This window comes from Roseovarius sp. B08, assembly GCF_051417955.1.
Classification (GTDB): Bacteria; Pseudomonadota; Alphaproteobacteria; order Rhodobacterales; family Rhodobacteraceae; genus Roseovarius.
This window is the reverse complement of the sequence record NZ_JBPRLW010000001.1, coordinates 1,593,761-1,616,806: the sequence shown is the minus strand read 5'-3', so window position 1 is coordinate 1,616,806 and position 23,046 is coordinate 1,593,761. Positions and strand designations below refer to the sequence as shown.

At 64.8% G+C, this 23,046-nt stretch carries 23 protein-coding genes and 2 pseudogenes; 13 read left to right on the top strand and 12 right to left on the bottom strand.

Features of this window, described 5'->3' with window-relative positions:
- Positions 1 to 115: 115 nt before the first annotated feature.
- The 4 genes from ACSQ76_RS08190 to ACSQ76_RS08175 all read left to right on the top strand — a co-directional run bounded on the left by ACSQ76_RS08190 (position 116) and on the right by ACSQ76_RS08175 (position 3,554).
- Positions 116 to 1,048, top strand: coding sequence for a hypothetical protein (locus ACSQ76_RS08190; protein ID WP_437156185.1), 933 nt, complete (start codon positions 116 to 118; stop codon positions 1,046 to 1,048).
- A gap of 194 nt (positions 1,049 to 1,242) precedes the next feature.
- Positions 1,243 to 2,058: a lytic murein transglycosylase gene (locus tag ACSQ76_RS08185; RefSeq protein WP_306129725.1), complete on the top strand. Its 816-nt coding sequence runs from the start codon at positions 1,243 to 1,245 to the stop codon at positions 2,056 to 2,058.
- 185 nt (positions 2,059 to 2,243) lie between these two features.
- Positions 2,244 to 2,678: a glyoxalase superfamily protein gene (locus ACSQ76_RS08180; protein WP_437156184.1), complete on the top strand. Its 435-nt coding sequence runs from the start codon at positions 2,244 to 2,246 to the stop codon at positions 2,676 to 2,678.
- 165 nt (positions 2,679 to 2,843) lie between these two features.
- Positions 2,844 to 3,554: a hypothetical protein gene (locus ACSQ76_RS08175; RefSeq protein ID WP_437156183.1), complete on the top strand. Its 711-nt coding sequence runs from the start codon at positions 2,844 to 2,846 to the stop codon at positions 3,552 to 3,554.
- A 210-nt stretch (positions 3,555 to 3,764) separates the two neighbouring features.
- On the opposite strand, the gene ACSQ76_RS08170 is transcribed toward ACSQ76_RS08175, so the two are convergent.
- Complete coding sequence (locus ACSQ76_RS08170) at positions 3,765 to 4,190, bottom strand: DUF6314 family protein (protein WP_437156182.1); 426 nt, start codon at positions 4,188 to 4,190, stop codon at positions 3,765 to 3,767.
- 55 nt (positions 4,191 to 4,245) lie between these two features.
- On the opposite strand from ACSQ76_RS08170, the pseudogene purB reads away from it, so the two are divergent.
- The 3 genes and pseudogenes from purB (at position 4,246) to ACSQ76_RS08155 (ending at position 7,022) form a co-directional block, all read left to right on the top strand.
- Positions 4,246 to 5,555 (top strand): annotated as a pseudogene (purB, locus tag ACSQ76_RS08165) (adenylosuccinate lyase).
- A gap of 106 nt (positions 5,556 to 5,661) precedes the next feature.
- On the top strand, positions 5,662 to 5,823 hold the full coding sequence (locus ACSQ76_RS08160; protein ID WP_306129730.1) for a hypothetical protein: 162 nt from the start codon (positions 5,662 to 5,664) through the stop codon (positions 5,821 to 5,823).
- Positions 5,824 to 5,948: 125 nt separating this feature from the next.
- Positions 5,949 to 7,022: a flagellar motor switch protein FliG gene (locus ACSQ76_RS08155; RefSeq protein WP_437156181.1), complete on the top strand. Its 1,074-nt coding sequence runs from the start codon at positions 5,949 to 5,951 to the stop codon at positions 7,020 to 7,022.
- Between the two features lie 3 nt (positions 7,023 to 7,025).
- Here ACSQ76_RS08155 and ACSQ76_RS08150 read toward each other — a convergent pair whose 3' ends face one another.
- Positions 7,026 to 8,108 carry an ABC transporter ATP-binding protein gene (locus ACSQ76_RS08150; RefSeq protein WP_306129732.1) on the bottom strand — a complete coding sequence of 361 codons (1,083 nt, stop codon included), beginning with the start codon at positions 8,106 to 8,108 and terminating at the stop codon, positions 7,026 to 7,028.
- 356 nt (positions 8,109 to 8,464) lie between these two features.
- Between ACSQ76_RS08150 and ACSQ76_RS08145 the strand changes: the two genes are divergently transcribed.
- Positions 8,465 to 8,599: a hypothetical protein gene (locus ACSQ76_RS08145; protein ID WP_306129733.1), complete on the top strand. Its 135-nt coding sequence runs from the start codon at positions 8,465 to 8,467 to the stop codon at positions 8,597 to 8,599.
- 6 nt (positions 8,600 to 8,605) lie between these two features.
- Here ACSQ76_RS08145 and ACSQ76_RS08140 read toward each other — a convergent pair whose 3' ends face one another.
- From ACSQ76_RS08140 to yajC, 9 genes are read right to left on the bottom strand one after another with little or no spacing between them, the layout of a single operon-like run.
- Positions 8,606 to 9,145: a DsbE family thiol:disulfide interchange protein gene (locus tag ACSQ76_RS08140; protein ID WP_437156180.1), complete on the bottom strand. Its 540-nt coding sequence runs from the start codon at positions 9,143 to 9,145 to the stop codon at positions 8,606 to 8,608.
- A complete protein-coding gene (ccmD, locus tag ACSQ76_RS08135; RefSeq protein WP_437156179.1) occupies positions 9,138 to 9,293 on the bottom strand; it encodes a heme exporter protein CcmD in 156 nt (51 codons plus the stop codon). The genes ACSQ76_RS08140 and ccmD overlap by 8 nt, the downstream gene beginning before the upstream one ends.
- A complete protein-coding gene (locus tag ACSQ76_RS08130; RefSeq protein WP_437156178.1) occupies positions 9,293 to 10,027 on the bottom strand; it encodes a heme ABC transporter permease in 735 nt (244 codons plus the stop codon). Before ACSQ76_RS08130 ends, ccmD begins: the two co-directional genes overlap by 1 nt.
- Positions 10,028 to 10,044: 17 nt before the next feature.
- Positions 10,045 to 10,701, bottom strand: coding sequence for a heme exporter protein CcmB (gene ccmB / locus ACSQ76_RS08125; protein ID WP_437156177.1), 657 nt, complete (start codon positions 10,699 to 10,701; stop codon positions 10,045 to 10,047).
- Positions 10,698 to 11,315 (bottom strand): heme ABC exporter ATP-binding protein CcmA, encoded by a 618-nt coding sequence (gene ccmA / locus ACSQ76_RS08120; protein WP_437156176.1) that lies wholly within the window; start codon positions 11,313 to 11,315, stop codon positions 10,698 to 10,700. The genes ccmB and ccmA overlap by 4 nt, the downstream gene beginning before the upstream one ends.
- A 16-nt stretch (positions 11,316 to 11,331) precedes the next feature.
- Entirely contained in the window at positions 11,332 to 11,685 is a 354-nt protein-coding gene (locus ACSQ76_RS08115) for an Mth938-like domain-containing protein (RefSeq protein WP_437156175.1), read from the bottom strand.
- A 10-nt stretch (positions 11,686 to 11,695) separates the two neighbouring features.
- On the bottom strand, positions 11,696 to 12,448 hold the full coding sequence (locus tag ACSQ76_RS08110) for a TSUP family transporter (RefSeq protein ID WP_437156174.1): 753 nt from the start codon (positions 12,446 to 12,448) through the stop codon (positions 11,696 to 11,698).
- A complete protein-coding gene (gene secD / locus ACSQ76_RS08105; protein WP_306129313.1) occupies positions 12,441 to 15,074 on the bottom strand; it encodes a protein translocase subunit SecD in 2,634 nt (877 codons plus the stop codon). Before secD ends, ACSQ76_RS08110 begins: the two co-directional genes overlap by 8 nt.
- A 56-nt stretch (positions 15,075 to 15,130) precedes the next feature.
- A complete protein-coding gene (gene yajC / locus ACSQ76_RS08100; RefSeq protein ID WP_306129312.1) occupies positions 15,131 to 15,409 on the bottom strand; it encodes a preprotein translocase subunit YajC in 279 nt (92 codons plus the stop codon).
- A 219-nt stretch (positions 15,410 to 15,628) separates the two neighbouring features.
- Here yajC and serS point away from each other — a divergent pair.
- From serS to ACSQ76_RS08075, 5 genes and pseudogenes are all read left to right on the top strand, one after another.
- Positions 15,629 to 16,919: pseudogene (gene serS, locus ACSQ76_RS08095) on the top strand (serine--tRNA ligase).
- Positions 16,920 to 17,109: 190 nt separating this feature from the next.
- A complete protein-coding gene (locus tag ACSQ76_RS08090) occupies positions 17,110 to 17,514 on the top strand; it encodes a hypothetical protein (protein ID WP_437156173.1) in 405 nt (134 codons plus the stop codon).
- 92 nt (positions 17,515 to 17,606) lie between these two features.
- Entirely contained in the window at positions 17,607 to 19,484 is a 1,878-nt protein-coding gene (gene cobT / locus ACSQ76_RS08085; RefSeq protein ID WP_437156172.1) for a cobaltochelatase subunit CobT, read from the top strand.
- 158 nt (positions 19,485 to 19,642) lie between these two features.
- On the top strand, positions 19,643 to 21,469 hold the full coding sequence (locus ACSQ76_RS08080) for an aminopeptidase P family protein (RefSeq protein ID WP_437156171.1): 1,827 nt from the start codon (positions 19,643 to 19,645) through the stop codon (positions 21,467 to 21,469).
- Between the two features lie 104 nt (positions 21,470 to 21,573).
- Positions 21,574 to 21,915, top strand: coding sequence for a DUF427 domain-containing protein (locus ACSQ76_RS08075; protein WP_306129307.1), 342 nt, complete (start codon positions 21,574 to 21,576; stop codon positions 21,913 to 21,915).
- Between the two features lie 55 nt (positions 21,916 to 21,970).
- Here the strand turns inward: ACSQ76_RS08075 and ACSQ76_RS08070 are convergent, their stop codons facing one another.
- Complete coding sequence (locus tag ACSQ76_RS08070; protein ID WP_437156170.1) at positions 21,971 to 22,960, bottom strand: fatty acid desaturase; 990 nt, start codon at positions 22,958 to 22,960, stop codon at positions 21,971 to 21,973.
- Positions 22,961 to 23,046: the final 86 nt, after the last annotated feature.

The window sequence follows — 23,046 nt, the reverse complement described above, 5'->3', positions numbered from 1 at the left end:
CCCTTTCTGGAGGGCGCCCGTTTTTTTGCGCATATCACTGTGAAAAGCAGCGGCATGGCATCCAAAACAGGCGGATATCCGCTCGCCCCGGCACAGCGCCCAATTGGTTCCACATTTGAAACACACTGATTTCATTTACGAGATGAAAGATTGGTTAAGTGCGGAAACAACCGGGGTTTGTGAAATGCCTGATACTGAAAATCACATCATGGCGGGGCTGGTCTTTACCGAGGAGAAGCGTATCGACCTACTGGATATGGTCACCCGCACAGTGAAAACCTTGAGCGGACTCTGCCAGGATGTCCGGTCGCTCGGATTGCATACTGAAACGGTCGCCGGGATCGAGGCCGCGCATTGCCGCATCAGCCTTACGCTAAGCCGAAATGTCCTCCTGCCCGGTCTTGCACGGCCGGCGAGTGTCGTGTTGCGGATCGACGTCCAAGGCCTTGAACATGCGTCGCCCGACACCGGTCCGGCGATCGACGCCGTTCTGGCCCGCGTTGCGATCGAGCTCAGTGACCACCTTCGTCCGCCGCATCTGCAGTGGGTCGAGCAAGAGGCGCTACTGTCGGCTGCCGATGTCACGATGGCCTGCGAGCTTGCCGCGCATGATACGCCCGCGGACGACACGCAGAAGGACCAGGCGTTGCGCGCCCGTGCCGCTCTGACCAGGGTCGAGGATTTACATACCAAATTGGATGAGCGGCTGGCACGCATGCCCCCGCCAGCGGTGCATTTCCTGCCCTCAAAGGTTTTAATCGACGTGTCCGAGGGCATCATCGAAGACACGCCGGAGATGATCGCCCCGTCCATCGAGAACATAGCCGAGGAGACCGATCGCCTTCGCCTGTCGGCCTGGTTTCTGACTTTCGCGGTGGCTTGCTTTGCACTGCCGGTCGGGCTGACGCTGGTGATAATCAATCTGGTGAAAGGTGAAAACCTGCGCCTCGCCGGCCAGGCGGCGGCACTGTCGGGGCTTTTCGTGTCGCTTCAGACAAGCGGCGCAACCGCCGCCGCAGCGCAGGTGGTTCAGACTGTTCTGCACTGACCTGCTGCCTCCCGACGCGGCTTGACGAAAAACAAGCTCGACCTTTGGGGAACGGACGCGCCCGATCGGCCGTTTCTTACCCCGAGGGGCGGCGTTCAGTCGCCCGTTCCAGTGTGTCGAACGTCATGGAGAATTGACTTTGTTCCCCTGACCCGCTCGACTAACATCGCCTGTGTCTGACTTGGAGCTGCCCAATGTACCCGAAACTTAAATCTCGTTTTTTTGCGCTTGCCGTTGCTTGCGCCGCCACCGCAACGGCCGGCACCGCTGCCTATTCCCAATGTGGCAACAACGCCAACGGGTTCGAGCAGTGGAAGTCCAGCTTCGCCCAGCAGGCCCAGGCCGCCGGCGTCGGCCAACGGGGCCTTCAGGCGCTGGCCCAGACCAGCTATGCCTCCAGCACCATCGCCGCCGACCGCAACCAGAAAAGCTTCCGCTATTCGCTGGACAAGTTCATGCAAGTGCGCGGCGCCAACACGATCATCTCGCAGGGCCGCCAGCGCAAGGCGCAGAACCCCGGCTTCTACAACTGGATCGAACAGAATTACGGCGTGCCCGCCGGTGTCATCATCGCCATCCACGGCATGGAAACCGGTTTTGGCGGTTTCATGGGCGACAGCTCCGTCGTCTCGGCCATCGTGACCCTGACCTACGATTGCCGCCGCTCGGATTTCTTTCGCCCGCACGCCATCGGCGCGCTGAAACTGGTGGATCGCGGCTCGATCACCGTCAACACCCGCGGCGCCAAGCATGGCGAGCTGGGCCACACCCAGTTCTTGCCCGGCAACGCGCTCACCTACGGCGTCGACGGCAATGGCGACGGGCGCGTGGACTTCTACAATCAGGCCGATGCCCTTGTTTCCACCGCGAATTTTCTACGCCGCAAGGGGTGGCAGCCGGGCGCCGGCTACCAGCAGGGACAGCCGAATTTCCGTGTGATTCAGCAATGGAACGCCGCCACCGTTTATCAACAGGCGATCGCGATCATGGCCGCCAAGATCGACGGCTGAGCACCGCAGGCTTGACGCAGCGGCACACCATGCCTATCTGCGGGTCTCACGGGCGTCAGGTCCCCGCCGCCCGCAGGCCGCCCGGCCGTGGTGAAGCCCTGACAGTGACATTGCATCGACCCGGGGCTCGACCGGGCAGCAACGCGGGCCCTGCCGATCTTTTCGCCCCGTTTGGGATCAATGCAATGACACAGACCACACTTCCCCCGCGCGACGTGCTGAAAGGCCATGCGCGCAATCTTCGCCAGACGCTGGGACGCGCCGGAACGCCGATCAGCCACTCCACCGCGCTCGAACACGTGGCCCATCAATGGGGCTTTCGTGACTGGAACACCCTGTCCGATGCCGTGCCGGTCGCCGCCCCCCGCGCCTGGACACTCGGTCAGCGCGTCTCGGGCCGCTACCTCGGTCATGACTTTACCGGCACCGTCCGCGCGGCGCGCCGTCGCGGACCGAATCATGTGGAGTTGGGCATCGACTTCGACACCCCCGTCGATGTGGTCGCCTCGCCGCGCTTCAGCGCCTTGCGGCAACGGGTTACCTTCACCATCGGCGCCACCGGACGCACGGTCGAGAAAACCTCGGACGGGCAGCCTCACGTTGTCCTCGACCTGACCTGAGGCAAAGGGCGTGCCGCGCCGGTATTAAGCGCGGCACGCCCCTTTTAATTCAAGGCTTCGGATCCCCTATCCGGGATCGCAATCGTAATCTTGCCGCAGTTTTTTCCCAAGCCGGTCGCAGTTGCTTCATAGATCTTGGTCCGCCCCTTTCCTTGCAGGCCAGGCATGCACGACGAACGGCAGACATCTATCGCGACCTTCGGTTATCGCCATGCGCCCCCGATGCAGGCCGGTGATATCGTGCAGGCGATCGACGAGATGCTGCAAGGCACCGACGCCCAGCCGCGCCGGATCACTTGGGTCAGCGACGCCCTTGCGATGATCGACCGCATCGACGTGCGCGTCGCGATGGCACTTTTGCCGCCCAGCTGCGAGGATCGCCAAACGCGCCTTGTCCTTGCCGTCGGGCGCGCCCCCATCGCGCCGGCCGATGACGACCTGCTGGGCCCCTCCTTCGTGCATCTCGCCGACCGGCTGGTCTATCGCATCTGGGTAGACATGCCCTACGACACGATAATGCGCGGCGAAACGCCCGAGCCGGTCGACCACGACCTCATCCTGTCGCTCTGTGATCTGCTGCGAAAGTCGTCCCGCGGCTCCGACTCCTCGGCCACCGCCAACATGCAGCCTGTCGGGGGCCGAAGACGCACTTCGGCCACCATGCCCGCCGAAGAGCGGTTCGACGTGATCCTCGCTGACGATGTGGCGGACATCATCCCGAGCGTGCCCGCCTGGCTGGAAAAACGCGCCGCGCCCACCAAGCCGCTGCGCTTGACCGTGCATACCATGGCGCTGACGATCATGCTCTACTCCGCCCCGCTCGGCGCGTTTCTGTTCACCTATTCCGTGCTCCGCGACATCACCGGCGACAACTGATCCGTCCCGTCCGCGCCAGCCGTGAAAAATGAAACGGGCGGCACCTCCCTGGGTGCCGCCCCGCCTGTATGAAGCCCGTTTCTCCGGCTTTTTGTCTGTTCGCCCGGGTCAAGGACCGTGCCCACCCGGCACTTTCATTTGCTATTGTCCCTAATAGCGAAACAATTTGACCGAATTAAGGCAATCTATTCACCTCTGGCCCGCGCCGGGTCACGTGTACCGGCTGACCATCCGATAGGCCTTGCGCGGTCCCGTCACGGCCCAGGTTGCCGTCCACTCCGGCCAGAGCGTGAAATCATAGGCTACGTGATACATATCCGGATCGCACCAGTGCCGCGCCTCTGCGCTGTCCGTTATACTGTGAAAGAACCGCGCGTCCTCGAACAACACATCGATCCCGCCGCCCTTGCCGACCCGCCACAAGTACCCCCGCTCGGCCCGCATCGGCCCCTGCCCGGCCACGGTCAGCACACCGGTCTCGCGATAAGACAGCCCGCCGTCATCGGGGACAAAATACGCCGTGCCCTCGAACCGTGCGGGCGGCGCGCCCGCGTGCACCACGTCGCGCTCCAATCGCCACTTTCCTTCGAATTCTGCCAGTTCCGGTACCAATCGCCACGCCCGTCTTGCCGCCACCCGTTCCTCCGTCTAAACCGCGCCCGACACCCATTCAATCCAAAGGTCCGTTCGCATGATCCCTCGCTATTCCCGCCCCGACATGGTCGCCATCTGGGAACCCGCCACCAAGTTCCGCATCTGGTACGAGATCGAGGCCCATGCCTGCGACGCCATGGCCGACCTTGGCGTGATCCCGCGAGAGAATGCCGAGGCCGTGTGGAAGGCCAAGGATGTGCAATTCGACGTCGCCCGGATCGACGAGATCGAGGCCGTGACCAAGCATGACGTCATCGCCTTCCTCACCCACCTGGCCGAGCATGTGGGCTCCGAGGAAGCCCGCTTCGTCCACCAGGGCATGACCTCGTCGGACGTTCTGGACACCTGCCTCAACGTCCAACTCGTGCGCGCCGCCGACCTGCTGATCGCCGACATGGAGAACCTGCTCGCCGCCCTCAAGCGCCGCGCCTTCGAGCACAAGATGACCCTGCGCGTTGGCCGTTCGCACGGTATCCATGCCGAACCCACGACCATGGGCCTCACCTTCGCGCGTTTCTACGCCGAGATGGACCGCAACCTCACACGCCTGCGCACCGCCCGCGCCGAGGTCGCCACGGGCGCCATCTCCGGCGCGGTCGGCACCTTCGCCAATATCGACCCGCGGGTCGAGGAACATGTCTGCAAGCAATTGGGCCTCACCCCCGAACCGATCAGCACGCAGGTCATCCCCCGCGCGACCGCCACGCCGCCTTCTTCGCGACCCTCGGCGTCATCGCCTCCTCGATCGAGAACGTCGCCATTGAGATCCGCCACATGCAGCGCACCGAGGTCCTCGAGGGCGCCGAATTCTTCTCGATGGGCCAGAAAGGCTCGTCCGCCATGCCGCACAAGAAGAACCCGGTTCTGACCGAAAACCTGACCGGCCTCGCCCGCCTCGTCCGCATGGCCGTGATCCCCGCGATGGAAAACGTGGCCCTCTGGCACGAGCGCGACATCTCGCACTCGTCGGTCGAGCGCATGATCGGCCCCGACGCGACTGTGACGCTCGATTTTGCGCTGGCCCGCCTCACCGGCGTCGTGGACAAGATGATCATCTTCCCGGAAAACATGCTGGAAAACATGAACAAGTTCCCAGGTCTGGTGATGTCCCAACGCGTCCTTCTGGCCCTCACCCAGGCCGGTGTCAGTCGCGAGGATGCCTACGCCATGGTCCAGCGCAACGCGCTCAAGGTCTGGGAACAGCGCACGGATTTCAAAGAGGAACTTCTGGCCGACGCCGAAGTCGTCGCCGCCCTGGGCACCGATCAGATCGAAGAGAAATTCGACATGGATTACCACACCAAGCATGTCGACACGATCTTCACCCGCGTCTTCGGGGAAAGCTGAATTTCCGGGCAGATCGGGCGATACGCCGCGCAAGTCCGGACCAAAACACTGGTCTGAATCCGATTCCGTGTTACCATCGGGGTTCCAGTGAAAAGGAGTTCAATCCATGAAGTCCAAGACCATTACCACGTCCCTGGCCCTCGTTCTGGCCTCCACCCTTTCCGCCGCCGCGATGTGCCCTGGCAAGTCGCATCAGGCTGCCTCCTGCGCCGAAGGCATGGTGTGGGACAAGACGTCCGGCACCTGCATCGAACAGACGATGAGCTGACCGACGCACATTTCCCAAGCCGAGACGGCGCACCCGGGACCGGGCGGCGCCGTTTCAAATTTTAGCTTTAGACATTTCTTCACCCCTCCTGCCCTAGTGTGCCGGAACCTGATCCGGGGACTGGAATGAGCAGCAGTAATTTTGGGCAACTGGCGCTTCCGGGGCCGTCCGCAAACGCGGCGGCCCAGCTGACCCGCCGGCAAAAGGCCGCGATCATCGTGCGGTTTCTCATCAACGAAGGCGCCGACGTGCCCTTGCACGACTTGCCCGACGAATTGCAGCGCCGCCTGACCCAGCAGATCGGCACGATGCGCTATGTCGATCGCTCCACCCTGGCCGATGTCGTGGCCGAATTCGCCTCCGAGGTCGAGGCGATGGGCCTGACCTTCCCGCGCGGCGTCGCCGGGGCGCTGACCGCTCTCGACGGACGCATCAGCCCGCAGACCGCCGCCCGCCTGCGCAAGGAGGCCGGCGTGCGGCAGTTCGGCGACCCGTGGGAGCAGGTTCGCGCCGCCGATACCGAAGATCTGCTGGATATCCTGCAATCCGAAAGCACCGAGGTCGCCGCTGTCCTGCTGTCCAAGCTCGACGTGGCCCGCGCCGCCGAACTCTTGGGCAAGATGCCGGGCGACGCCGCGCGCCGCATCGCCGTCGCCATGTCTCAAACCGGCGCGGTCACCCCCGATGCCGTCGACCGGATCGGCCTGTCGCTCGCCGCGCAACTGCACAGCATTCCCGAAACCGCCTTTCCCGACGGCCCCGTTGAACGGGTCGGCGCCATTCTCAACTACTCCCCCGCCGCCACCCGCGACGACGTGCTCATGGGCCTCGACGAAAGCGACCAGGGCTTCGCCGCCAAGGTGCGCAAAGCGATCTTCACCTTCGTCAACATCTCCGAACGGCTCAATCCCATCGACGTGCCCAAGATCACCCGCGATGTCGATCAGGCCGCGCTGATACAGGCACTGGCCCATGCCCAGACCGCCGACGAGACCCGCCTCTCCGCCGACTTCATCCTCGAAAACATGTCGAAACGCATGTCCGATGCCCTGCGGGAAGAGGTCGAGGCATTGGGCAAGGTCAAACCCAAGGACGGCGAAGCCGCCATGACCGAGGTGGTCAACGTCATCCGCACGCTCGAGGCCAGCGGCGAATTGCAACTCATCATTCCCGACGAGGAAGAAGAGGACGGTGGCTGAGGCTCAGTCCACCGGAAATATGAAGCATTTGTCGCGCCGGATGGTCAGCCACATCGGCGTGTCGTTCTGCGGTAGAAATACCGCCGGCACCGTCACCTTGAAGCGTGGTCCGCCGAATTCCATTTCGAACTCGACCAGGCTCTCGCCGCCCATGAACCGCGCCCGCTTCACCACGCCGCGCACCGCCGTGCCGTCGCTGATCGTTGGCACCGGCCCCTTGCCCGCGCGGTCGAAATCCAGCTTCACATGCTGCGGGCGCACCACGATCTCCACCGCCTGCCCGTCCGGCACACCGGGCGCCAGGAACTGGCCGAACGGCGTCTCGGCCAGCGCGCCATGCACCTCGCCGCGCACCACGTTCACGTCGCTGAAGAACGAAACCGCCGCGCGGTCCGCCGGCGCGTTGTAGATATTGTAGGGCGCGCCCTGCTGCACGATCCGGCCGTCGCGCATCAACGCGATCGTGTCGGCCATGCGCATCGCTTCCTCGGGCTCGTGCGTGACCAGCAAAACGGCGGTGTCCTGCTCGCGCAGGATCTCCAGCGTCTCATCCCGGATGCCGTCCCGCAGCCGGTTGTCGAGACCCGAAAACGGCTCGTCCATCAGCATGATCGAGGGCCGCGGCGCCAAGGCACGGGCCAGCGCCACCCGCTGCTGCTCGCCGCCCGACAACTCGTGCGGAAAATTCCGCGCATAGCCTTCCAGCCCCACGCGCTCCAGCAACTCGCCCACGCGCGCGGCCTTCTCGTCGGCCGTACCGCCAAGGCCGAATGCTACGTTCTCTCCTACGCGAAGATGCGGAAACAAAGCGAAGTCCTGAAACATCAGGCCGATATGGCGACGCTCGGGCGGCACGCGAAAGACGGTGTCGCAGACCAGCTTGCCATCGACCCAGATTTCGCCCGCGTCCTGCATCTCGACGCCCGCGATCATCCGCAGCGTCGTTGACTTGCCACAGCCCGACGGCCCCAGAAGGCACGTCACCTGCCCCGGCAGCACCGACAGCGACACGTCATCCACCACCAAGCGCCCGTCGTAACGGCGCACAAGGTTGCGTGTCTCAAGGCGCGGGGTGGGATCCTGCACGTCTGCCTCTTCGCTATCCCGATCAAATGCGTCGGGCTTGTCGTCGCAGATAGCAACCCCGCCTGCCCCGCGCAAGATGCCCGGCACCGCGCCCTTGCAAGCTCCGTCATCCGCGCACACCGGCTCCGAGCCAAATCGCACCGCCTCAAAGCGATCTCCTGCCGGCGCGCCCGCACCCGACGCCCTGCGCGATCGTTACCTGGGCCATACTCCGCGCGCCATCCCGCGATCTTTGCAAGTTCACGCCGATGTGCGCAGAGGTCAGTTTTTTCAGACTATCGCGGCACGACAGTTGTGCCTAACTGGATCGTACGAACGAGCAGCAAAAACAAAAAAACCATCTACGGAGCCTACCGATGCGAAAATACGTGATCTCCATACAGGTCGCCTTGATCGCCCTTCTGGCCATCACCGGCGCCCTGGCCAGCCCTGACACGCCCCCCGCCTGCCCGCTGGGCGAAACCGCGCAGGTCGAAACCTGCAAAAAATAACAGGTCTCAGCCGCCCCGCGCTTTCTCGATCGCGGGGCGGATCTGGCTCTCCATCACGCGCTCGGTGATCGGCCCCGGAAAGCGCAGCACGACCCGCCCCTCGCCGTCGATCACATAGGTCTCCGGCACGCCGTAAAGCCCCCAGTCCAGCGCCATGCGCCCGTTCGGATCCGCCCCGATGGCCGTGTAGGGATCGCCCAACTCTCCAAGAAACCCCAGCGCATTGCCCGGCTGATCCTTGTAGTTCACGCCGTAAATGGTGACGCCTTCCTCGGCCAGCGCCTCCAGATGCGGATGCTCCACCCGGCAGGGCGCGCACCAGCTGGCCCAGTAATTCACCAGCTTCACGCCGCCGCTGCGCAGGTCGGCATCGGTGAACGGCGTTTTGCCGTCCAGCGGCGTCAGCGCCACCGCCGGGGCCTGTTTGCCCTCGATGGCCGAGGGCAGCGCATCGGGGTCATCGCGCTGCATCCCGATATAGAACACCGCGGCCAGCGCCGCGAAGATCACCGGCGGCAATACCATCAGGAAAGAGGTTCTAGGCATCCGATTTCCGCTTTCTTTCAACGTCTTTCAACGCGTTCTTCACGCGCACCGACCGCCGCCAGCTGAACACGACCAGCGCGATCAACAGCACCAGCGACACCGCGTAGGATGACAGCACAGCCTCGGCGTATTTTCCAAGATCCGGCATCACGCCTCCATCCGGTCACGCGCCAGAAGCGCCCGCATCCGCCGCGCCCGGATCTCGGTTTGCGTGCGCAAAAACACCAGCGCGATGAACAGGAACACGAACCCCGCGATGCAAACCAGCAGCGGGAAATAGAACACGTCCGCCACGTTCTCTTCCTTGTCGAGGCTCAGCGACGCCCCCTGGTGCAACCCCTGGTTCCAGAACAGCACCGCATAGCGGCTCAGCAGGGCAAAGACCGACCCCACGATGCACAGGATCGAGGTCAGGTCAGCCGCCGTGTCGTCATTCTCGATGGCTTCCCACAGCGCGATGTAACCGAGGTAGAACAGGAACAGGATCAGGAACGACGTTAGCCGCGGGTCCCAAGCCCACCACGTCCCCCACATCGGCTGGCCCCAGATCGCCCCGGTGGCCAGCGCGATCACCGTCATCACCACGCCAACCGGGGCGGCCGCGCGGGCTGCCAATGCACTCACATGGTGCCGCCGCACGACCCAGATCAACGATGCCACCAGCATCATGATCCACGCGTTGATCGCCATCAGCGCGCTCGGCACATGCAGATAGATGATCTTGACGGTCGATCCCTGCCGGAAATCGTCCGGCGTGAAGAAGAACCCCCAGATCAGCCCCGTTACCAGACACAGCACCGCCAGCACCGACACCCACGGCAGAACCTTGTCGGTCGTGTCGATGAACTTCTTCGGGTTGGCGTATTCCCAGAGTGATGCCACGCGCGCAGATCCTTTCATTAACGCAGGTTGACCCTCAATACCGCAGCCGATGCAAAAGGCAAAAGCGCGATGGTGCCGCAGGTGATCCCCGCCAGCATCAGCATCGGCGTCGTGTAATCCTGCCCGTCCACGCCCCGCCGCGCCATCTCGGCGCCAAAGATCAACGTGGGTACGTAAAGCGGCAGCACCAAGAGGCTCAGCAACAGCCCGCCCCGGCGCAGCCCCACTGTCAGCGCCGCCCCGAACGCACCGATCATGCTCAGCGCCGGAGTGCCAAGGAGCAGTGACAGGACCAATGGCCCATAGCCCTGCACAGGCAGGCTCAACAACACGCCAAGCACAGGCGCCGCCAGCACCAGCGGCAATCCTGTCGTGATCCAGTGCGCCAGTCCCTTGACGGCGGCCACCGCCTCCATCGGCAGGGGCGCGGTCGCCAGCAAATCAAGGCTCCCGTCCTCCCAATCGAGGGCGAAGATCCGGTCGAGCGAAACCAAGCAGGCCAGCAGCGCCCCGATCCACAGGATGCCCGCTGCGATCCGCGACAACAATTCCGATTGCGGCCCCACGCCGAAGGGCACCAGCACCACGACGATCAGGAAAAAGGCCAGGCCCAGCCCGAACCCGCCCCCGGCCCGCACGGCCAGCCGTATGTCTCGCAGCAGCAGCGCCTTCACAGGAACGCCTCGTCGAAGTCATCCAGCCCCTGCCGCACCGCGCGAAACGGCGCCACGTCCAGCATCCTCGCCTCGTCCAGGCCCAGGTCGATATGCGTGGCCAGCACCGCGATGCCGCCCTCGCCCAGATGCGCCCGCACCACTGCGGCGAACATCCCCACCGCACGCGCATCAAGCGACACGGTCGGCTCGTCCAATATCCAGATCCCCCGGCCCGTCACCAACAGTCGAGCCAGCCCCAGCCGCCGCTTCTGCCCGGCCGACAGTAATCCCGCGGGCCGGTCTGCCAGTGCCTCCAGATCATAGGCCGCCAGGGCCCGGGAAATGTCTTTGCGGCCAAAGACCTGCGCCCAGAAGCTCAGGTTCTCCGACACGCTCAGCGCAGGCTTGATCCCGTCGGCATGGCCCGCGTAAACCACGCTGTCGGCCGGGTACTCTACGTCTCCCGAAACCGGCGGTTGCAACCCGGCCAGCGTCCGCAACAGCGTCGTCTTGCCCGCGCCATTAGGCCCGCGCAGCACCAGCGCCTCGCCCGCCGCCACGGCAAAGCTCAGACCGTCCAGCACCCGCACGCCGCCGCGCGCCACGCAAAGGTCCCGAACCGTCAGGCGCATCGCCGGCCCACCGCTCTCAGACCGGCAACAGGGCCACGGCCACGCGCCGCCCTTCCGAAATCAGCACGTTGTAAGTCCGCGCCGCGGCGGGCGAATTCATCGCCTCCACGCCGATGCCAGTCTCCTCCAGCGCGGTGCGGAACGTCCCCGGGACATGCGCCGTCTCGGCGCCCGTGCCGATGAACAGCACATCGACCTTGTCCACCAGGTCCATCAGCGACGCGCTGTCCTCGTACCCGCCCCAGGCTTTCACCCCGTCCGGGCCCACGCAGACCGCGCCCTCGACCGCCTCTCCACCCACGCGGAAAAAGCCGGGGCCATAGCCGTCGATCGGCTTCGCATCGGAAAAACTCACCTCGTTCAGGCGCATTGCGTCCTCCTCAGTCCCACAGCGGCAGGCCGGAAATGACCGCCAGCGCGATCACCCCGTAGGCGGCCCAGCGATACAGGCGCTCGCGCGTCGGGTCAAACAGGGCCTGCCCGATCAGCGTCGTCATCAGGTAGGGCACCGACATGACAACGGCTAGCAGGGTCAGTTCCCACGTCACCGCCCCCTGCCACAGCAGGTTGGCGATCAGGACCACGTCCAGTGCCGCCAGGAACAGGATCGTGTTGCCCCGCACCGACTGCACCGCCGCCTGGCCCGACAGGTAGAACAAAATCACCACCGGCCCCGTCAGGCCCGTCAGGCCCCCCACGACCCCCGCCGCGGCCCCTATCGCCAACAGACCCGGCTTGGTGATGCGGCGCGTATAACGCCAGCCAGCGATCAGCGCCGCCAGCATCCCCGCCGCAACGCCGGTGATGATCCAACGTACCGTGTCATTGTCCAGCAGGTCCAGCAGCGCCAGGCCCAGCGGCACCGTAACAAGGGCCGCCAGCACCAGGACACCGACCTCCTTCGGCTCCCCCTGCTGCCACGCCCGGCGCAGGATCACCGCGTTGCTTGCGATGCCCGTCAGCATGATCACCACGATCACTTCCTTGGGCGTGAGGAAGATATTGGCCACCGGCACCACGATCAGCGCCGTGCCAAAGCCGGTGAACCCGCGCACCAGCCCCGCGACACCGATGGCGAAACACAGCCAGACCAGCCCCGGGGTGGCCAGCACCCCGCTCAGGACCTCAGGCATCTATATTCGCGAACTGCGTCCCGGCATTTGCGTCGGGCTTCGACCAGTCGCGTTTGACCCCCAGCCACAGCAGTACCGTGCTGGCCACGAAAACCGAACTGTAAGTGCCTACGATCACGCCCCAGATCATCGCGAAGACGAAGCCACGGATCACGTCGCCGCCCAGAATGAACAGTGCCAGCAGCGCCAGCAGCGTGGTGACAGAGGTCATCATCGTTCGGCTCAGCGTCTCGTTGATCGAGATGTTCAGCACTTCCTTCAGCGGCTTCTTCTTGTATTTTCGCAGGTTCTCGCGCACCCGGTCAAAAACAACCACCGTGTCGTTCAGCGAATAGCCCACGATGGTCAGCAGTGCCGCGATGATCGCAAGGTCGAACTGGATCTGCACCTCCGAGAAGATGCCGATGGTCAGCACCACGTCATGTACCAATGCTATGACCGCGCCCAACGCGAACTGCCACTCGAACCTCAGCCAGATATAGACCAGCACCGCGCCGATGGCCAAAAGCACCGCGATCACCGCCGTCTGGATCAGTTCGCCCGACACTTTCGGTCCGACGCTCTCGACCGAGGTAAAGGTCAGGTCGGGCACCACCTCCTGCAACGCCGCCTCGACCTCCGCTATGGTGGCCGCCGACACGCTTTCCTGATCATCCTGCGCCTGGATGCGGATCATGGTCACGTTCTCGTCCGGACCAAAGGTCGGGTCGAACACCTCGGTGATGCTCACGTCGCCCAGCTCCAGCGGCGTGATGGCGTCGCGGTACTGCCCCACGTCCACCGTCTCGGCGCTCTGTGTGCGGATCGTCGTTCCGCCGCGGAAATCGATGCCGAAGTTCAGCCCCTGCAACAGGAACGAGACCAGAGCGACCACGATCAGGACCCCCGACAGGCCCAGCGACAGCTTCCAGCGCTTGAAGAAATTCCAGTCGGTGAACGTCGGCACCAGCTTCAGCGACCGTCCCTGCAACACGGTCTTGGGCCGCTTGCGCTCGAACCACATGACCGCGATCAGGCGCGTGACGAAGATCGCCGTAAAGACCGAGGTGATGATCCCCAGCCCCAGCGTTATGGCAAAGCCCCGCACAGGGCCGGAGCCCATGGCGTACAGTATCAGCGCGGTGATGAAGGTGGTGATGTTCGCGTCCGTGATCGCGCTCAGCGCTCTTTCGTAGCCAAGCTGGATCGCCCGCGACGCGCCCTTGGCGGTCTTCATCTCTTCCCGGATACGCTCGAACACCAGCACGTTGGCGTCCACGGCCATCCCGATGGTCAGCACGATCCCCGCGATGCCGGGCAATGTCAGCGTGGCCCCGATCAGGCTCAGGAGGCCGAATATCAGCCCCACGTTGATGATCAGCGCGATATTGGCAAACAGACCGAACACGCCATAGCTCGCCCACATGAAAACCAGCACCATCACGAAGGCCACGATGCACGCGATCTGACCTGCCGCGATGCTGTCGGCGCCCAGTTCCGGCCCGATTGTGCGCTCTTCGAGGAATTCAAGCTCTGCGGGCAGCGCACCCGCGCGCAGCAACACGGCAAGGTTCGTGCTGTCCTCTACCGTGAACTGCCCGGTGATGATGCCGGTGCCGCCGGGGATATGCGCCTGGATCACCGGCGCGCTGATCACCTCGTTGTCCAGCACGATGGCAAAGGGGTTGCCGATGTTCTCGGCGGTATAGTCCCCGAACTGCCGCGCCCCCGTGGGGTTGAAGCGGAAGGAAACCGCCGGCCGCCCGTTCTGGTCGAAATCGGGCTGCGCATCCACCAACTGTTCGCCCGTCACCACCGGCGCACGCTCCAGGATGTAGAACACGCCCTCCTCGTCCACCGAGGGCAGGATCTCGTTTCCGCCGCCCGGGTTCTCGTTGCCGTTCGTCGTGCGGCTCACAACCGGCTGGAATGTCAGCTGCGCCGTGGTGCCGATGATGTCCTTCAACTCCGCCGCACTGCCCACGCCCGGCACCTGGATCAGGATGCGGTCGGCTCCCTGCCGCTGGATCGTGGGCTCGCGCGTGCCCATCTCGTTGATGCGGCGTTCGATGATCTCGCGCGCGGTGCGCACGGTCTGCTCATCGCTGGCCTGCCGTTCGGCCTCGCTCAGCGTGACGACAATCGCGTCGCCCTCGACATTGACCGCGATGTCGTTCTGCCCCGCCCCAGTGACACTGGCCACCGGACGTGCCAGCCCGCGCACAAGGCTCGCGGCGTGCTCCGCCTCGCCGGGATTCTCGACCAGCCGTATGCGCAATTCCGGCGCGTCGGTGTCCTGCAGGCGGATCGGCCCCACCCGGTCGCGCTCCTCGCGCAGCAAATCGCGGATCTCCGGCCACATCGCCTCGATCCGCGCGTCATAGACGTCCTCGACCTGCACTTCCGCCAGCAGATGCGCCCCACCCCGCAGGTCGAGACCAAGGTTCACCAGCCCAGAAGGCAGCCAGTCGGGCCACATCTCGGCCTGTTCCTGCAGCCCCTCGCCTTCGCCGCCCATCTCAAGCGCCATGGTGGCGTCGTTATGGGTCTCGACCCGGGAATAGAACGCGTTGGGCATCGCCAAAGCCAAGCCCAAGGCCACGACGCCCCAAATCACCACACGTTTCCAAAGGTCGATCTGAAGCATCTGTAGTGCCTTTTATGTCTCTAGAGGGTCTGTCGGCCGGGCTGAGCGCCCCGAAATCAGTCGGCGGGCTCGGTCTTGGACAGAACCTGCGCCACGGTGTTGCGCACGATGCGCACCTTCACGCCCTCGGCGATCTCCACCTCGATCTCCTCACCTTCCTTCACGCGGGTCACCTTGCCGATCATCCCCCCCTGCGTGACGATCTGGTCACCCTTGCGCAGTGCGGCCACCATCGCCTGGTGCTCTTTCATCTTCTTCTGCTGCGGACGGATTAGAAGGAACCACATGATCGCGAAGATCAGGATGAGCGGGATGAATTGGCCAATGGCTTCCATGCGAATCTTATTCCTTTTCGGGCTTTGCGAGCACCCCGGCCCGCGTTTGCGCGAACCTAAGTCCGGCTTTTGCGTTTTGCAAGGCGCGAACCGGGGGGCCTGCGGCAATGTCGCAGGGGCGCCGCAAACGCCTGTATATGGAATAAATCGGCTATTATCCCTCGCGCGTTACTTGCTACAACCCACCCCACGACTCAACCTGACGCAAGGACCAAGACGATGCACGACATCCGCGCCATCCGCGAAAACCCCGCCCAGTTCGACGCCGCCATGGCCCGTCGCGGGGTGTCGAGCGCGTCGTCCGAGATCCTCGCGCTGGACGAGGACCGCCGCGCCAAGATCCAGGCCGCCGAGACCGCGCAGGCCGATCAGAACAAGGCCTCCAAGGAAGTGGGCGCCGCCAAGGCCAAGGGCGACGAGGCCGAGTTCGAGCGCCTCCGCGCGCTCGTGTCCGAGAAAAAGGCCGAGGTCGCCGCGATGCAATCCGAGGCCAAGGCGCTCGACCAGAAGCTGACCGACCTTTTGATGACCCTCCCCAACCTCGCGCTCGACGACGTGCCCGAGGGCGAGGACGAGGACGACAATGTCGAACTGAAACGCTGGGGCACCCCCGCGAGTTCGACTTTACCCCGGTCGAGCATTACGACCTCGCCGGCGTCAAACCCGGCATGGATTTCGAGCTGGCCGCGAAACTCTCCGGCTCCCGCTTCGTGGTGCTCTCGGGCGCAGTCGCCCGCATCCACCGGGCGCTGGCGCAGTTCATGATCGACACCCATGTCGAGGAAAACGGCCTGTCCGAGACCTGGACCCCGTTCTGGTCCGCCCCGAGATGATGTACGGCACCGGGCAACTGCCCAAGTTCGGCGAGGACAGCTACGAGACCACCAATGGCTGGTGGCTGGTGCCCACCGCCGAGGTGACGCTGACCAACATCGTCAACGGCTTGGTGGTGGACGAAGACACCCTGCCCCGCCGCTATGTCGCCCACACCCAGTGCTTCCGCTCCGAGGCCGGCAGCGCGGGCAAGGACACCGCCGGCATGCTGCGCCAGCACCAGTTCGAGAAGGTCGAGATGGTCTCGGTCACCCATCCCGACACCTCCCTCGATGAGCACGAGCGTATGACGAACTGCGCAGAAGGCATTCTCGAACGCCTCGGCCTGCCCTACCGCACCATCGTGCTCTGCACCGGCGACATGGGCTTCGGCGCGCGCAAGACCCATGACATCGAGGTCTGGCTGCCCGGTCAGGGCACCTTTCGCGAAATCAGCTCGGTCTCCGTTTGCGGCGATTTCCAGGCCCGACGCATGAATGGCCGGTTCAAGCCCGCGGATGGCGGCAAGCCGCAATTCGTGCATACGCTCAACGGCTCTGGCCTTGCCGTGGGCCGCTGCCTGATCGCGGTGCTGGAAAACGGCCAGCAGGCGGACGGCTCGGTCGACCTGCCCGAGGCCCTGCACCCCTACCTGCGCGGCAAGACCCGGCTTCTGGCGGACGGTACGCTGGGCTAAGCCGCCCGAACGCCTCCGGCGTCCCCACGCGTCCCGGGCTTGACCCGGGACCTCTTCTTTCACGTGCGATGCCCACCGCCCGCCACATTGACCAATCCTTAACCGTCCCGCGGCATCCTTACCGCCGTGAAACAAATTTTGTATATACGCCGTATTGACGCAAAATATACATGCGTCATAAATTCGTTACATGAAAACTGAAAAGCACACCCTCGCGGCGGCGGCTTTTCTGGTAACGAGCACGCTGGCCGCTCCATCGAACGCCCTGTCCCTCGCCGAGCAGGCACAGGCCTTCGCCACCTGCGCCGGGCGCTACTCCGCCATGGCCACGCGCCAAAGCGCGACCCACAATCCCGACAGCGACGCGACCCGGCAGTTGCAAACCAGCTTCGAATCCCTGTTGGAGGCCACCCTGCCCCATGCCGCCGAGGCCGGCATAGACCCGCGCCGCGCCCGCAGCTGGCAGGCGTCGGGCTGGTCCGAAATGGCCCACCTCATGCGCCTGCAACAACGCAGCGCCGACGTCACCCATGCCGACCGCGCCGCCCGCGACATGCGCCGCCGCCTCTCCACCTGCCGCCGGCTCATCCTCTGACGCGGCAATTTCCGCGCCGCGCCCACTGGTCATTCCGCGCCCGTCAGCCTAGGTTGCATTCCTGAAACCGCAGCGTGACAGGGCCCCGCAGAATGGCGCAATCCGACAACCCCGCCGATCCGTTCAAAAAGGCGCTGGCCGAGGCCACCAAGGTACTGGCCGACGACCCGGAACTGAACGTCTCATACTCGGTCGATCCCGCCGGGGTGTCGGGCGATTCCATGCGCCTGCCCCAGATCAGCCGCCGCATGACCAAGGACGAGGTGCTGCAGGCCCGCGGCACCGCCGATGCGCTGGCCCTGCGCCACAAGTATCACGACGCGGGCACGCATACCCGCTACTGCCCGCCCGGCGACATGGCCCGCGACCTTTACGAGGCGATGGAAACCGCCCGGTGCGAGGCGATGGGCGCGCGCCACATGCCCGGCACCGCCGGCAATATCGACGCCAAGATCGGCGCCGAGGCCCGCCGCCGCGGCTATGACCAGATCACCGACCCCGCCGAGGCGCCGCTGGCCAACGCCGCGGGCTACCTCATCCGCCACCTCGCCACCGGGCGCGAGCTGCCTGACGGCGCGCGCAACGTCATGGAACTCTGGAAGGGCTTCATCGAGGAACAGGCCGGCGGCACGCTCGAAAACCTCCAGGCCAAGCTCTCCGACCAGTCCGAATTCGCCCGCTTCGCCCGCCAGATCATCGACGACCTGGGCTATGGCGATCAGCTGGGCGACGACCCCGACGCGCTCGACGACGACGAGCAGGAGCAGGAGGCCGAAACGGACCAGGACGAAGAGGAACAGCCCGACAGCACCGGCGAGGATGACAGCGACGAGGCCGAGGCCGACGCCGATCCCGAGCAATCCCAGGACCAGCAGCAGGACGAGGCGCAGGCCCAGGTCAGCATGGACGACATGGCCGACCAGGAACAGGGCGACGAGACCGAGATGCCCGAAGGCGAGGCGCCGCTCGATCCCCCCGCGCCCCAGCCCTTCTCGGACGCCGACCCGAACTACGCCGTCTACAATTCCAACTTCGACGAGGAAATCCACGCCGAGGACCTCGCCGAGCCGATCGAGCTCGAACGCCTCCGCGCCTTCCTCGATCAGCAGTTGGAGCCGCTCAAGGGCGCCGTCAGCCGGCTCGCCAACAAGCTGCAACGCCGCCTGCAGGCGCAACAGAACCGCTCCTGGGAATTCGACCGCGAGGAAGGCATCCTCGACGCCGGCCGCCTCGCCCGCGTGGTGGCCAACCCCACCACGCCGCTCAGCTTCAAGGTCGAAAAGGACACGGAATTCCGCGACACCGTCGTCACGCTCCTGCTGGACAATTCCGGCTCCATGCGGGGCCGTCCCATATCCATCGCCGCCATTTGCGCCGACGTCCTTGCCCGCACGCTGGAACGCTGCAACGTCAAGGTCGAGATCCTCGGTTTCACCACCCGCGCCTGGAAAGGCGGCCAGAGCCGCGAAAGCTGGCTGAACGAAGGCCGCCCGCAACTGCCCGGCCGCCTCAACGACCTGCGGCACATCATCTACAAGTCCGCCGACGCGCCGATGCGCCGCACCCGCGCCCATCTGGGCCTGATGATGAAAGAGGGCCTGCTGAAGGAGAACATCGACGGCGAGGCGCTGGAATGGGCGCATCGCCGCCTCGCGGGCCGCCGCGAGGCCCGCAAGATCCTGATGGTCATCTCGGACGGGGCGCCGGTGGACGATTCCACCCTCTCGGTGAACCCGGCGAACTACCTTGAAAAGCACCTGCGCGACGTGATTGCCATGGTCGAGCGCCGCAAGCAGGTGGAACTTCTGGCCATCGGCATCGGTCATGACGTCACGCGCTATTACAACCGCGCCGTCACCATCACCGACGCCGATCAACTGGCCGGGGTGATGACCGAACAGCTCGCCGCGCTCTTCGACAGCGACCCGCGCGCCCGCGCCCGCGTGATGGGCATGCGCCGCGCCAGCTAGGCCCCTGAAGGATCTACGAATCCTCGCCGTCGCGCATGCGGAATTTTGCAAAATTCCGCGCTGGAAAATTCAATTTTCCAATCCGATTTCTTGCAAGAAATCGGCCCCTGTCACAGCCGCACTTGCACTTCACCCCGCGCGGCCCTAGCACTTTGCCCATGACAGATTTGCCCGACACCGTCTTCCAGTCCTTTTCCGGATCCTCCTCGCCCGACCAGGGCCCACCGCGCCTGAAACTCCTGCGCGCTGAACTGGAGCGTGACGGCATCGACGGCTTCATGATCCCCCGCGCCGACGCGCATCAGGGCGAGTACGTGGCGCCCGGAGACGAGCGGCTGGCCTGGCTCACCGGCTTTACCGGCTCCGCGGGCTTCTGCATCGTGCTGCGGGATATTGCCGGCGTCTTCGTCGACGGCCGCTACCGGGGTCAGGTCCGCGCCCAGGTCGACACCGATCACTTCACCCCCGTCGACTGGCCCGACACGCGGCCCGCCGGCTGGCTGAAGACCCACCTGCCTCGGGGCGGCACCGTGGCCTATGACCCGTGGCTCTACACGCCCGAGCAAATCGCCGCGATCGAGGAGGGCCTCAAGGGCACGCAAATCACACTCAAACCCACCGACAACCTCATCGACCGCACCTGGCCCGACCGCCCTGCCCCGCCCACGGGCGCCGTGCGCGTCTACCCCGACGACCTCGCCGGCAAATCCCATGCCGACAAGCGCCGCGAGCTTGCCGCAACCCTGCGCGCGGACGGCCATCGCGCCGCCATCCTCACCCTGCCCGATTCCATCGCGTGGCTTCTGAACATCCGCGGCAGCGACATCCCCCGCAACCCGATCCCCCACGCCTTCGCCATCCTGCACGACGACGCGGCACTGGACCTTTTCATCGACCCGGCCAAGCTCGACAACGCCGTGCGCACCCATCTGGGCGACGATGTCACCCTCGCCATGCCGCAGGATTTCACCCCGGCCATCAGCGCACTCTCCGGCCCCGTCCGGCTCGACCGCGGTTCGGTGCCCCTGCGCATCGTGTCCCTGCTCGAGGATGCAGGAACCGAAATCGCCTATGACGGCGACCCGTGCATCTTGCCCAAGGCCTGCAAGACCGACGCCGAGATCGCCGCCACGACCGAGGCGCATCTGCGCGACGCCGCCGCCATGTGCACTTTCCTTGCATGGTACGACGCACAATCGCCCGGCACGATCACCGAGATCGACGTGGTGAAAATGCTCGAGGCCTGCCGCCGCGCCACCGGCGCCCTGCTCGACATCTCCTTCGACACCATCGCCGGCTCCGGCCCGCACGGCGCCCTGCCGCATTATCGCGTCTCGGAGGCAACCAACCGCACCCTGCAAGAGGGTGACCTGCTGGTGCTCGACAGTGGCGGGCAATATCAGGATGGCACAACCGACATTACCCGTACGCTCGCCGTGGGCCAGCCGGGCGACACCGAACGCGCTGCGTTCACCCGCGTGCTTCAAGGCATGATCGCCATGAGCCGCGCGCGCTGGCCCAGGGGCCTTTCGGGCCGCGACCTCGACGCCATCGCGCGCTATCCTCTATGGCTGGCCGGGCAGGATTACGACCATGGCACCGGCCACGGCGTCGGCGTGCATCTGTGCGTCCACGAGGGCCCGCAGCGCCTGTCGCGCGCCTCGACCGAGCCGCTCAAACCCGGCATGATCCTGTCGAACGAGCCGGGCTACTACCGCGAGGGCGCCTTCGGCATCCGCATCGAGAACCTCGTTGTCGTCACCCCCGCACCCGCCCTGCCCGATGGCGACCACACGCGTGAAATGCTGCACTTCACCACACTCAACTACGTACCCGTCGACCGCCGCCTCATCGATGCGGACACGCTCACCGGCACGGAACTCGAGTGGCTGAACGACTACCACGCCACCTGCCGCACCCGGATCGGGCCGCGCCTCGACACCACCGCGCGCCACTGGCTGGAACAGGTGACCGCCCCTCTGTGACATCCCCCTGTCACACGGACGGGTCACACAAGCGCGGGCCAACGGGTTGACACCGGGCCGCGTCCCGGTGCCTATGACACAACACGAGGGAAGGAAGAAAAGACATGGCAGCGATCACGATCCACAAGGCAGAGGGCACATGGACGGTCCGCGCAGGCGGCGCGGTGCTGGTCGAAAGCAGGAACGCACTGGTTCTGGCCGAGGATGGCCTGAACGACGTCATCTATTTCCCCCGCGAAGACATCGCCATGGCCTTCCTCGACGAAAGCGACCACCGCACGACCTGCCCGCACAAGGGCGAGGCCCGCTATTTCTCGATCGTCACCAAAAGCAAGACTTTGGAAAACGCCGCCTGGAGCTACGAGGACCCCAAGTCCGACGTGGCCCGCATAAAGGACCACCTCGCCTTCTACTCTTCCGATGACGTGACGGTGGAAAAGGTCTGACGCGCCAGATTATTCGTACGAATAATCTTACCTGAAATTCTTCGTACGAAGAATTTCAGGCCCCCGCGACCATACCGCGCCGCGCTCGTCGGCACGGGAACGGCACCAGCTTCTCGCTCTCTTCATCCCACAGCTTGAGCCGGAAACTCGCCAGCGCCTCGCGCCAGCGGATCTCGTCATGCACCCGCAACTCGTCGGGCAGGTTCTTCTGTGCCCGGCGCAGATTATAGGACGGGATCTGCGGGTTGTAGTGATGCAGATCGTGATAGGCGATGTTGCCCGTCCCGATATCCCACCAATGCCCCAGGTCCAGGCTCGACGAGCCTTCCAGCGTCGCCTTGCGGAAATCGAGGTCGGGCTTGCGGTCCCAGTAGGTGTCCTCGAAATTGTGCTGCAAGTAGACCAGGAACACCCCGATCACGCCGGCCAGCAATGCGCTCGTGCCCAGCACCACCAGCCCCGGCACGCCCAAGAACGTCCAGACAATGGCGACATATGCGGCGACGGCCAGGTTGTGCGCAACCACGCCCCACGGACCCACCTTCATGGTGTTCACCGGCCAGCGATAGGCGATGAAATAAGCGTAGATGCCGCCCAGGCTCAGCATCACGACCGGGTTGCGATAGATCCGGTACCACGTCCGCGTCCAGACCCCTGCCTCGCGCCATTCCTGCAAGGTCATGGTATAGACCTCGGTGGTCTCGCGGTGCTCCAGGTTGCCGAGATAGGCATGGTGCTGGTTGTGATTGAACTGCATCACCCGGTAGGGCGTCAGCGAAAACACCGACAACACATGCCCCGCCACGTCGTTCAGCCATCGTGTCGCGAAGAGCGAGTAATGCCCGCAATCATGCTGCAACACGTAAAGCCGCACCGACGCGAAGGCCAGGATGACCACGCAGGGCAGCACCGCCCACCATGCAGGCCACGCCCACGCGCCCAGGCCCAAGGCGGCGAAGTAGACCGCGAAACTCGCGCCATAGCTGAGCGCGCCCATCGCGTCGGACTTGCGCGTGTAATCCCTCAGGTAATCGCGGATTGTCATGGCGAAACGCCTCCACAGGCAGGAAATCCGTCAAAAAACGTAACCAGAAACACCCTTTACAGGTTCAATTTGAAACTATTTCAGTC

Excerpts from the sequence above, each read along its gene's own strand:
- ACSQ76_RS08185 (WP_306129725.1), top strand. The coding sequence starts at position 1,243 with ATGTACCCGAAACTTAAATCTCGTTTTTTTGCGCTTGCCGTTGCTTGC.
- ACSQ76_RS08180 (WP_437156184.1), top strand. The coding sequence starts at position 2,244 with ATGACACAGACCACACTTCCCCCGCGCGACGTGCTGAAAGGCCATGCG.
- ACSQ76_RS08175 (WP_437156183.1), top strand. The coding sequence starts at position 2,844 with ATGCACGACGAACGGCAGACATCTATCGCGACCTTCGGTTATCGCCAT.
- ACSQ76_RS08160 (WP_306129730.1), top strand. The coding sequence starts at position 5,662 with ATGAAGTCCAAGACCATTACCACGTCCCTGGCCCTCGTTCTGGCCTCC.
- ACSQ76_RS08155 (WP_437156181.1), top strand. The coding sequence starts at position 5,949 with ATGAGCAGCAGTAATTTTGGGCAACTGGCGCTTCCGGGGCCGTCCGCA.
- ACSQ76_RS08145 (WP_306129733.1), top strand. The coding sequence starts at position 8,465 with ATGCGAAAATACGTGATCTCCATACAGGTCGCCTTGATCGCCCTTCTG.
- ACSQ76_RS08140 (WP_437156180.1), bottom strand. The coding sequence starts at position 9,145 with ATGCCTAGAACCTCTTTCCTGATGGTATTGCCGCCGGTGATCTTCGCG.
- ccmD (WP_437156179.1), bottom strand. The coding sequence starts at position 9,293 with ATGCCGGATCTTGGAAAATACGCCGAGGCTGTGCTGTCATCCTACGCG.
- ccmA (WP_437156176.1), bottom strand. The coding sequence starts at position 11,315 with ATGCGCCTGACGGTTCGGGACCTTTGCGTGGCGCGCGGCGGCGTGCGG.
- ACSQ76_RS08115 (WP_437156175.1), bottom strand. The coding sequence starts at position 11,685 with ATGCGCCTGAACGAGGTGAGTTTTTCCGATGCGAAGCCGATCGACGGC.
- ACSQ76_RS08110 (WP_437156174.1), bottom strand. The coding sequence starts at position 12,448 with ATGCCTGAGGTCCTGAGCGGGGTGCTGGCCACCCCGGGGCTGGTCTGG.
- secD (WP_306129313.1), bottom strand. The coding sequence starts at position 15,074 with ATGCTTCAGATCGACCTTTGGAAACGTGTGGTGATTTGGGGCGTCGTG.
- yajC (WP_306129312.1), bottom strand. The coding sequence starts at position 15,409 with ATGGAAGCCATTGGCCAATTCATCCCGCTCATCCTGATCTTCGCGATC.
- ACSQ76_RS08090 (WP_437156173.1), top strand. The coding sequence starts at position 17,110 with ATGAAAACTGAAAAGCACACCCTCGCGGCGGCGGCTTTTCTGGTAACG.
- cobT (WP_437156172.1), top strand. The coding sequence starts at position 17,607 with ATGGCGCAATCCGACAACCCCGCCGATCCGTTCAAAAAGGCGCTGGCC.
- ACSQ76_RS08080 (WP_437156171.1), top strand. The coding sequence starts at position 19,643 with ATGACAGATTTGCCCGACACCGTCTTCCAGTCCTTTTCCGGATCCTCC.
- ACSQ76_RS08075 (WP_306129307.1), top strand. The coding sequence starts at position 21,574 with ATGGCAGCGATCACGATCCACAAGGCAGAGGGCACATGGACGGTCCGC.
- ACSQ76_RS08070 (WP_437156170.1), bottom strand. The coding sequence starts at position 22,960 with ATGACAATCCGCGATTACCTGAGGGATTACACGCGCAAGTCCGACGCG.